We start from the raw sequence: 11,564 nt of genomic DNA, 5'->3' as shown, positions 1-11,564 counted from the left end.
GGGCGACGAAGCCCAGCGCAGCCTGGACCTGGGCAATGGCCCACTGCTGCGCGCGGTGCTGGCGACCCTGGCCGACGGCAGTCAGCGGCTGCTGCTGGTGATCCATCACCTGGCGGTGGATGGCGTGTCGTGGCGCATCCTGTTCGAAGACCTGCAAACCGCCTACGAGCAACTGCAGCAGGGGCGTGTCGTGGCACTGCCGGCCAAGACTTCGTCGGTCAAGGCCTGGGCGCAGCGTCTGCAAGGTTATGCCCGAACCGAACGCCTGCAACAGGAGTTGCATGACTGGCAAACGCTGCTGGCCGACGTCGACAGCGCCTTGCCGTGCCTCGATCCCGAAGCCGGCTTGCGCAATGATCAAGGTGCCACGGTGCACAGCGCCTTGACCCCGACGCACACCCGCCAACTGCTGCAAAACGCCCCCAAGGCCTATCGCACCCAGGTCAACGACCTGCTACTGACCGCGCTCGCGCGGGTGGTTTGCCGCTGGACCGGCCACGCCGATGCCTTGATCCAGTTGGAAGGCCATGGTCGCGAAGACTTGTTTGACGACATCGACCTGACCCGCAGCATCGGTTGGTTCACCAGTGTGTTCCCGGTCAAGCTGACGCCGGCTGCGGACCCGGCTCAATCCCTCAAAGGTATCAAGGAGCAACTGCGCGCCATCCCCGATAAAGGCCTGGGTTTTGGCGTGCTGCGTTACTTGGGCGACGCGCAGGCGCAAGCGGCGCTCAAGGCATTGCCGACACCGCGGATTACCTTCAACTACCTGGGGCAACTGGACGGTCATTTTGAGGACGACAACGGTGCGCTGTTTGTACCGTCGGGCGAAGCCCGTGGCGCCGAGCACAGCCCGCAGGCACCGCTGGATAATTGGCTGGCACTCAACGGCCAGGTGTTCGATGGCGAGCTGCGGTTGAGCTGGACGTTCAGCCCGGCCATGTTTGCCACCGCGACCATCCAGGGCCTGGCGGATGACTATGCCCGTGAACTGGCAAGCCTTGTGGAGCATTGCTGCACGTCGGGTGCCGCGGCCGTGACCCCGTCGGATTTCCCGCTGGCCAACTTGAGCCAGGCGCAACTGGATGCGCTGCCCATTCCCGCGCAGGCGATTGCCGACATCTATCCGCTGGCGCCGATGCAGCAAGGCATGCTGTTCCATACGCTGTACGAGCAGGCGTCGGGCAACTACGTCAACCAGATGCGCCTGGATGTCGAGGGGCTGGACCCGAAACGCTTCCGCCAGGCTTGGCAAGCAGTGCTGGATCACCACGATATCCTGCGCACCTGCTTTGTCTGGCAGGGCGAGTTGGCGCAGCCGGTGCAGGTCGTACTGGAGCAGGTCGAGCTGCCTTTTGTCAGTCATGACCTGTCCGGCCACGCCGATCTGGCGACGGCCCTGGATGCCTTGGCGGCCGATCAACAGCAGCAAGGCTTCGACCTGGCGCAGGCACCGCTGTTGCGCCTGGTGCTGATCCGTACCGGTGTCGACCAGTACCATTTTATCTACACCCATCACCACATCCTGATGGACGGCTGGAGCAACTCGCAGCTGCTGGGCGAGGTATTGCAACGTTACAGCGGGCAATTCGAAGCCGGCCGTGGTGGACGTTATCGCGACTACATCGCCTGGCTGGACAGCCAGGACCGCCAGGCCAACCAGCGGTTCTGGACCTTGCAACTGGCTGACCTGCAAGAACCGACCCGCCTCGCGCAGGCACAGGCACAGGCCCAAGGCGAAGTGCCTGGCAGCACGGGCTATTCGGATCACTACCAGTATTTTGACGCTGAGCGCACCATGCAGTTGAGTGAGTTCGCACGCCGCCAGAAAGTCACCCTCAACACCTTGGTGCAAGCGGCCTGGGCCTTGCTGTTGCAGCGCCAGAGCGGCCAGTCGAGTGTGTGCTTCGGCGCTACCGTCGCCGGGCGTCCTGCGCAATTGGCCGGTGTCGAGCAGCAGGTCGGGTTGTTTATCAACACCTTGCCGGTGGTGGTCAGCCCGCGACCGGAGCAAACCATCGCACAGCTGTTGCAAGCCTTGCAGGCGCAGAACCTGGCCTTGCGTGAACATGAGTACACGCCACTGTTCGAGATCCAGCGCTGGGCGGGGCAGGGTGGTGAGGCACTGTTCGACAGCCTGCTGGTGTTTGAAAACTACCCCGTGTCCAAGGCCCTGGAGCAAAGCTCGCCAGACGGTTTGCGCTTCGGACGGATTGATAGCCATGAGCAGACCAACTACCCGCTGACCCTGATGGTCAACCTCGGCGAGGCATTGTCGCTGCAGTACAGTTTCGACCAGCGTTTCTTCGCCCCGGGGCAAATCCAGGCGCTGGCCGCGCAACTGCATAACCTGTTGCAGGCAATGACGCTGAATGCCGATCGTCCGCTGGGGACGTTTGACAGCCTGGACGACGGTGAGCGCAGCCGTGTGCTTGAGCAGTGGAACGCCACCGACGCCGATCTTTCGGCGCTACGGGTGCACAGCATGATTGAGCAACAGGCCCTGCATCAGCCGGACGCCGTGGCTGCGGTGTTCAACGAGCAGACCTATACCTATCGTCAACTCAACGAACAGGCGAACCAACTGGCGCACAAGCTATTGGAGCTGGGCGTAGGCCCGGACCAACTGGTGGGGATATGCGTGGAGCGCAGCCTTGAAATGCTCGTGGGCCTGCTCGCCGTGCTCAAGGCGGGTGCTGCGTATGTGCCGCTGGATCCGGATTTCCCGGTGGATCGCCTGGAATACATGATTGCCGACAGCGGCATCGGCCTGTTGCTGACCCAGGCCCGCTTGAAGGATTTGCTGGTGCTTCCTGCGGGGCTGACGACGGTGGATCTGGATCCTCGGCATTCAGGGCTGGCGTCCTACCCGCAGAGCAATCCGCACGTGTCGGTAAAGGCGGCCAGTCTCGCCTACGTGATCTACACCTCTGGTTCTACGGGCAAGCCCAAAGGGGTGATGGTAGGACATGCGGCACTGAGCAACTTCCTCGCCAGTATGGCGAAGGCTCCAGGCATGTCAGGCAGTGATCGGGTGCTGTCGCTGACGACGTTCTCGTTTGATATTTTCGGGCTGGAAATTTACCTGCCGCTGGTGCTCGGGGCACGTGTGGTCCTGGTGGGCAAGAGTGCCGCCCAAGACCCGGCCCAAGTCTTGGAGCTGGTACGCCGCGAGCATATTTCAGTGGTGCAGGCCACCCCGTCTACCTGGCGGATGTTGCTTGATAATCCCGAGGCGCGCGCGCTGCAAGGCTGCAAGATGCTCTGCGGTGGCGAGGCGCTTGCCCAGGATCTGGCGGACCGCATGCTGGCGCTGTCGGACCAGGTGTGGAATCTCTATGGCCCCACTGAAACCACCATCTGGTCGGCGCAACACCCACTCAGCCAGGCGTTGCCGCAGGCCTGGCTTGGCCGGCCCATCGACAACACTCACCTGTACATCCTGGGCAGCGATTTGCAGCCAGTGCCAGTGGGTGTGGTGGGTGAACTGCTGATTGGCGGAGAAGGCCTGGCCCGTGGTTACCATCAGCGTGCCGGGCTGACCGCCGAACGTTTTATTCCCTATCCGTTTTCCAGCTCCGGGCAACGGCTGTATCGCACCGGCGACCTGGCGCGTTATCGCGCCGACGGTGTGATTGAGTATGTCGGCCGCCTGGATCACCAGGTGAAAATACGTGGCTTCCGCATCGAACTGGGAGAAATCCAGGCACGCCTGCAGGAGCACCCGGCCGTGCGCGAAGCCGCCGTTATCGCCCGAGAGGGCGGTGTCGGCCTGCAACTGGTGGGGTATGTAGTGCCAGGCGAACCGCTCGGCCACGACCGGCAAGTGCTGCTGCGCGATGAGCTCAAGGCCCGCCTGATGGAAACCCTGCCGGCCTACATGGTCCCGGCGTTTCTGGTGATGCTCGACAGCCTGCCACTGACCCCCAACGGCAAACTCGACCGCAAGGCGCTGCCGGCGCCGGATGCCAGTCAGTTGCAACAGGCCTACGTTGCGCCGCACAGCGATCTGCAACGGCAAGTCGCCGGCATCTGGCAGCAGGTGCTGCAACTGGAGCAGGTAGGACTTACCGATAACTTCTTCGAACTGGGCGGGCATTCGCTGCTGGCGGTAAATGTCGTGTCGCGTATTCAACTTGAGCTGGGCTTGAAATTGACCCCGCAACTGCTGTTCCAGCACCCCCTCCTGGAAGACTTTGCCCACCATCTGGAACACGCCGGCGGGCAACAAATCAATGAATCGAAACTGAGCAAGCTGGAATTTCTGCTTGACGAAATGGAGGAAGTTTAATGGACATCCACGCCGCCCAGAGAATCGCTCGGCGTTTCATTACCTTGCCCCTCGACAAGCGTCGCCTGTACCTGGAGAAAATGCTTCAGGAAGGTGTTTCCCCGGCGAACTTGCCTATTCCCGAAGTCCAGTCGGCCGTTGAATCGATTCCCCTGTCCTTTGCCCAGGAACGCCAGTGGTTCCTGTGGCAGTTGGACCCCCAGAGCACGGCGTACAACCTGCCCATGGTCCTGCGCTTGCGCGGGAACCTGGACCTGCTGGCGTTGCAGCAGTGTTTCAATCAACTGATCGCCCGTCATGAAAGCCTGCGCACCCGCTTTGTGCAGCGTGACGAAGGGGTAAGCCAGAACATTCTCGCCGAAGCGCCCCTGGACATTCCCTTGACGGTGCTGGCACCACAGGCCGATATCGAGGCGGCAATCACCGGGTTTGTCGAAGCGCAGACCGGGCAGCTGTTCGACCTGAATGAGGGGCCGCTGCTGCGCGTCAGCCTGCTGCAGATCGATGGGCAGGATCACATCCTGACGTTTGTGCAGCACCATATCGTGTCCGACGGCGGTTCGATCCAACTGATGGTCAATGAGCTGGTGCAGCTGTATGACGCCTGCCAGCGCGGCGAAACCCTGGTGCTGCCGGCGTTGCCGATCCAGTACGCCGACTATGCCATCTGGCAGCGTCACTGGATGGAAGCCGGCGAGCGCGAACGGCAACTGGCCTATTGGTGCGAGCAGTTGGGTGACGAGCAGCCGGTGTTGGCGCTGCCGACCGACCGTGCGCGGCCGGCCGAGCAGAGTTATCGCGGCGCGCGTTTTGAAATTGCACTGCCGCATGCCCTGAGCCAGCGCCTCAGGCAATTGGCCCAGCAGGAAAAGGCCACGCTGTTCATGGTGCTGCTGGCGTCCTTCCAGGCGTTTTTGTATCGCTACAGCGGGCAGCGTGATATCCGTGTCGGGGTTCCGACCGCTAACCGCAACCGGGTGGAAACCGAACACCTGGTGGGCTTTTTCGTTAACACGCAGGTACTTCGCGCCGAGGTAGTGGGCGAGCAGCCGTTCAGTGTTCTGCTGGACCAGGTCCGCCAGGCTGCCCTGGGGGCGCAGGACCATCAGGACCTGCCATTCGAGCAGTTGGTCGAGGCGTTACACCCGCAACGCAGCCTCAGCCATGCACCGCTGTTCCAGGTGATGTTCAACCACCAGCGCATGGCAGCCGCCGGCACTGGCGCGCTCGCACTGCAGCTGCCGGGCCTGTCCATCGAAGGCGTGGCCTGGGAGAACCGCACTGCGCAGTTCGACTTGACCCTGGAAACCTACGAGTCCGATGACGGCATAGCAGCGGCCCTGACCTATGCCACTGACCTGTTTGATGCGCTGACGATAGAACGTCTGGCGCGGCATTGGCAGACTCTGCTGCAAGGAATCGTCGAGCAGCCCCACGCCCGTGTCGGCGAGTTGCCGTTGCTTGATGTCGCCGAGCGCGAGCAGATGGTGCAGGACTGGAACGCCACCTCACAGCCTTTTGGCGGCCTGACGCATCAGGTGATCGCCGCCCAGGCCGAGCGTACGCCCGACGCGGTTGCGCTGGTATGCGAGCAGCAACAGCTGACGTATCGCCAACTCAACCAGCGCGCCAACCACTTGGCGCATCGCTTGATCAACATGGGGGTTGGGCCTGACGCGCTGGTGGGTATCGCCGTTGAGCGCAGCGTGGAAATGGTCGTCGGCCTACTGGCCATTCTCAAGGCCGGTGGCGCTTATGTACCGCTGGATACCCAGTACCCGGCCGACCGCCTGGCTTACATGCTTCAGGACAGTGGCGCGCAGTGGTTGCTGACCCAGGCGGCAGTACGTGATCAGTTGCCCATCCCGCCGGGCGTCCAGGTGCTGGTCCTGTCCGACACTGACGAAACGTTGCAAGCCAACCCGCAGGTTGCCGTGCAACCCGACAACCTTGCCTATGTCATCTACACCTCCGGTTCCACCGGCCGGCCCAAGGGTGTCTCGGTTCGTCACCGAGGGTTGGCCAATCACATGGCCTGGATGTGCAAGACATTGCCACTGCAAAGCAGCGATCGGATCCTGCAAAAGACCGCGTTCAGCTTCGATGCTTCGGTATGGGAGTTCTGGCTACCGTTGATGACGGGTGCACAGTTGGTGATGGCCCAGCCAGGGTTGGCCGAGAGCCTGTCACTGTTGTGGGAGCAGGTCGAGGCACAGCGGATCACGGTCCTGCAGTTGGCGCCTTCACTGCTGCAAGCCTTGCTGCCTGAAGCGAGCGATGCCCAGCTGGCGTCGCTGAACGTCGTGTTGTGCGGTGGCGAAGCCTTGAGTACCGAGCTGAGCCGACAGTTGCAGCAGCGTTGGAGCGGGCGCTTGATCAACCTGTACGGCCCGACCGAAGCGACCATCGATACCAGCAGCCATGAAGTGCCTGTCGACCCTGCCGGCCCGATCGTGGCGATCGGCAAGCCGATCGACAACGTACGCACTTATGTCCTGAGCGAAGCGTTTGAGCCGTGCCCGCCGGGTGCGGCCGGTGAGTTGTATATCGGAGGGGATTCCCTGGCCCGTGGTTATCACCTGCGCCCGGGAATGACCGCCGAGCGATTTATTCCCGACCCGTTTGCTTCCCGTAGCGGCGCACGACTTTATCGTACCGGCGACCTGGTGCGTTATCGCCAGGACGGTGTGATCGACTACATCGGACGCATTGACCACCAAGTGAAGATTCGTGGGTTGCGCATCGAACTGGGTGAAATCGAAGCCCGCTTGCTTGCCCTCGACGGTGTGCGTGAAGCCATGGTACTGGCGCAGGGTGACGCCGGTGCCCAGGTGTTGGTGGCCTACATCATCGCGGCCGCAGGCGACCTGCAACCCGCGCCGTTGCGCGAGCAGATCCGTGCCGGGCTCAAGGCCAACTTGCCGGATTACATGGTCCCGGCCCATTTGCTGTTTCTTGAGCAATGGCCACTCACCGTCAATGGCAAGCTGGACCGCAAGGCCTTGCCACTGCCGGATGTCAGCCAGGCCGAACACGCCCATGTGGCGCCGCAGAGCGAGCTTGAGCAACGTATCGCGGTGATCTGGCAGGACGTGTTGAAACGTCCGTCCATCGGTGTCACCGACAACTTCTTCGAGCTGGGCGGTGATTCGATCATCTCGATCCAGGTGGTCAGCCGTGCGCGCCAGGCCGGGATTCGTTTCACCCCTAAAGAGCTGTTCCAGCACCAGACTGTCCAGGGCCTGGCCCAGGTTGCGCAATTGGCCGCCGGGGTGGTGATCGACCAGTCGGCAGTCGTCGGTGAGGCTCCCCTGGCACCGGTACAGATCGCCTTTTTTGAACAGCCGGTGCCTGATCGCGCGCGCTGGAACCAGTCCGTCATGCTCACGCCGAGGGTCACGTTGGACGTGGCGCTGCTGGAGCAGGCGCTCAAGCATCTGGTGACTCATCACGATGCGCTGCGGATGGCGTTCACTGCTCAGGCGCAAGGCTGGTCGGCGCGCTATCAGGCGCCGGGTGAGTACTCCGGGGCGCTGGTCCGGGAGGCTCGGAACATTGACCTTGAGGCGCTGGAGCAATGGGGCGACCAGGCCCAGGGCAGCCTGAACCTGGAGCGCGGCCCGCTGTTGCGGGCGGTGCTGGCGAACTTGAACGATGGCAGCCAGCGTTTGCTGGTGGTCATTCATCATTTGGTGGTGGACGGGATTTCCTGGCGCATTTTGTTCGAGGACCTGCAAAAGGCCTACCAGCAGCTCGCCAGCGGCCAGCGTTGCGTGTTGCCGGCCAAGACCAGTTCCTTCAGGGCCTGGGTAGAACGCCTGGGGCAGGCGGCGACTGCGGATACGTTGCGCGCCCAGCTCGATTACTGGGAAGGCTTGTTGAGCGGTTCGTCGACGGCCCTGCCGGTGGACCATCCCCATGGTTCGCTCTCCAATCGCCACGCGATGACGGTGCACACCCAGCTTGATGCCCAGGCCACGCGGCAACTGTTGCAAGAGGCGCCAGCGGCCTATCGCACCCAGGTCAATGACCTGTTGCTCAGCGCACTGGCACGGGTTATTGGTCGCTGGACCGGGCAGGACAGTGCGCTGATCCAGCTCGAAGGCCACGGCCGTGAAGACCTGTTCGATGACGTTGACCTGACACGTACCGTGGGCTGGTTCACCAGCCTGTTTGCGGTCAGGTTGCCGGTCGAAAGCGATATCGCGCACTCGATCAAGGCGGTGAAAGAACAACTGCGGGCGATTCCAGACAAGGGGATTGGCTACGGTGTATTGCGCTACCTGGGCGATGAACCATCCCGCAGCCGCTTGCAGGCGCTGCCGGCGCCGAGGATTACGTTCAACTACCTGGGGCAGTTCGATGGCAGTTTCGATGACGAGCAGGCTTTGTTCGCTCCCTCGGGTGAGGCGCGCGGGCTGGAGCAAAGCCCGGAGGCGGCGCTCGGTAACTGGCTGACCCTCAATGGCCAGGTATATGGCGGCGAACTGAGCCTGGGCTGGACCTTCAGCGGGCAGATGTTTGACACCTCGACGGTACAGCGCCTGGCCGATGAATACCGTCTTGAGCTGCTGAGCGTGATCGCTCATTGCACAGCGCCCGGCAACAGCGGCTTGACGCCTTCGGATGTTCCGCTGGCCGGGCTCGGCCAGCGTCAACTGGATGCCTTGCCGCTGGCCCTGTCGGCTGTCGAAGATATCTACCCGCTATCGGCCATGCAGCAAGGCATGCTGTTTCACACCCTGTATGAGCAAGGTGGCGGCGACTACATCAATCAAATGCGCCTGGACGTTACCGGGCTGGATCCCGAGCGCTTTCGCCAGGCCTGGCAGGCGTGCGTGAACAGCCATGAAATCCTGCGTACCGGCTTCCTGTGGCAGGGTGATCTGGAGCGACCGCTGCAAGTGGTGCACAAGCACCTGGAGTTGCCATTCACTGTGCTCGACTGGCAGGAGCACCCGGCACTTGATGGCGCACTCGATACCCTGGCCGACGCTGACCGCCAGCGTGGTTTCGACCTTGTGCAGGCGCCTCTGCTGCGCCTGACCGTTGTGCGCACGGCGCCGGATCAGTGCCATTTGATCTATACCTCCCACCACATTCTGATGGATGGCTGGAGCAATTCCCAGCTGCTTGGTGAGGTGCTGCAACGCTACAGCGGGCAAGAGCCCGAGCACCAGCCGGCGCGCTATCGCGACTACATTGGCTGGTTGCAATCCCAGGACCAGACGCTGCGAGCAGCGTTCTGGACGCAACAGTTGGCACCGCTGCAAGCGCCGACACGGCTGGCCCAGGCGGTGGCCGCGCCGCTGTCCGCAGATGCCGGCTACGCCAGTCATTTCGAGGTGCTGGACTCGCGCCAGACGCGCCTGCTGAACGAGTTTGCCCGCCAGCAGAAAGTCACCCTCAATACCTTGCTGCAAGCCGCCTGGCTCCTGCTTTTGCAGCGTTATACCGGGCAGTCGACGGTGTGCTTTGGCGCCACCGTGGCTGGGCGTCCGGCCGACCTCAAAGGCGTCGAGCAGCAGATCGGCCTGTTCATCAACACCCTGCCGGTGATCGCCAGCCCGCTTGCCGGGGAGACGGTCAGCCACTGGTTACAGACCGTTCAGGGGCAAAACCTGGCGCTGCGCGAGCATGAGCACACGCCGCTGTTCGAGATTCAGCGCTGGGCCGAACACGGTTCCGAGTCATTGTTCGACACGCTGTTGGTGTTCGAAAACTACCCGATCTCCGAGGCGCTGGCTCAAAGCGCGGACGATGGGCTGTCCTTTGGTGCCGTTGTGGCCCATGAGCAGAGCAATTATCCGCTGACACTTTCCGTCAATGCCGGGCAGACGCTGGGGTTGCACTACCACTATGACCGCAGTCAGTTTGCGGCCGGGACGATGGCGGGCATTGCCCGTCATCTTAACCAGTTGCTTGCGCGCTTCATGGCCGGCAGTGAACAGGTGCTGGCGCAACTCGCCACCCTTGAGGGCGATGAACGTCGGCTGGTCGAACATACCTGGAACGCCAATGGCCTGGACTTCCCGCGTGAGCGGTGCATCCATCAACAGATTCAGGACCAGGTGCAGCGTACGCCCGACGCCCTGGCGGTTATCTGGGGTGATGAGCAACTGACCTACCGCCAGTTGAACGGCCGGGCGAATGCCCTGGCCCACAAGCTGGTGGCGCTGGGTGTTGGTCCTGAAGTGCGTGTTGGCGTGGCCATGCCGCGCAGTGCGCAGATGGTCGTGGCATTGCTCGCGGTGCTCAAGGCGGGCGGCGCGTATGTGCCGCTGGACCCGGATTACCCGGCCGAGCGCGTGGCCTACATGCTCAAGGACAGCCAGGCGCGGGTGTTGTTGACCCAGGCTGCGGTGGCGCTTGAGGTGGATGCTTCGATTGACGTGCTGCTTGTGGATGCTCAGGAAGTTGATGATCAGGATCTGGACGTTGCGGTCCACGCCGGCAACCTGGCCTATGTGATCTACACCTCCGGCTCCACCGGCCTGCCCAAGGGCGTGGCCATTACCCACCGCAACGTGGCGGCGCTGACCCAGTGGTCGCAGCAGGTTTACAGCCCTGAAGACATTCAAGGGGTGCTGGCCTCCACGTCGATCTGCTTCGACTTGTCGGTGTGGGAGCTGTTTGTGACCCTGGCCGGCGGCGGCTTTATCGTCGGTGCCCGCAATGCCCTGGAGCTGCCGGAACTGGCGGCCCGAGACCGGGTGCGCCTGATCAACAGCGTGCCTTCGGCGATGGGAGCCTTGCAGCGTGCCGGGCAAATCCCGCAAAGCGTGCGCATCATCAATCTGGCGGGCGAACCGCTGAAGCAGTCGCTGGTGGATGCGCTGTACGAGCATGCCCATGTGCAGCACGTTTACGACCTCTATGGCCCGTCGGAAGACACCACTTACTCCACCTGGACCCGCCGCGAAGCCGGTGGCCAGGCCAATATCGGCAGGCCGTTGGCCAACACCGCCAGCTACCTGCTCGACGCTGAATTGCACTCGGTGCCGGTCGGCGTGGCGGCGGAGCTTTACCTGGCCGGTGAGGGCATCACCCGTGGCTATCTACTGCGTCCGGGGCTGACCGCCGAGAAGTTTGTGCCGAACCCGTTCTCGACCACCGGCGATCGTCTGTATCGCACCGGCGACCTGACCCGTTACCGCAATGACGGCGTGATCGAATACGTTGGCCGCATCGACCACCAGGTGAAGATTCGTGGCCTGCGCATCGAGCTGGGAGAAATCGAAAGTCGCCTGCTGGCCCACCCAGGTGTGCGTGA

Annotated in this window: 2 protein-coding genes; both read left to right on the top strand. The window is 62.7% G+C overall.

The window, feature by feature from the left end; all coding sequences use genetic code 11:
• The coding region (locus HX786_RS15895; RefSeq protein ID WP_178912323.1) for a non-ribosomal peptide synthetase at nucleotides 1-4,291 on the top strand (4,291 nt) is incomplete at its 5' end.
• On the top strand, nucleotides 4,291-11,564 hold a 7,274-nt coding region (locus HX786_RS15890), incomplete at its 3' end, for a non-ribosomal peptide synthetase (RefSeq protein WP_178912322.1). The genes HX786_RS15895 and HX786_RS15890, both read left to right, overlap by 1 nt.

This window comes from Pseudomonas sp. 21615526, assembly GCF_013386245.1.
GTDB lineage: Bacteria > Pseudomonadota > Gammaproteobacteria > Pseudomonadales > Pseudomonadaceae > Aquipseudomonas.
Note: the sequence above shows the minus strand (reverse complement) of the source record. Positions and strands in the feature narration are given on the sequence as shown.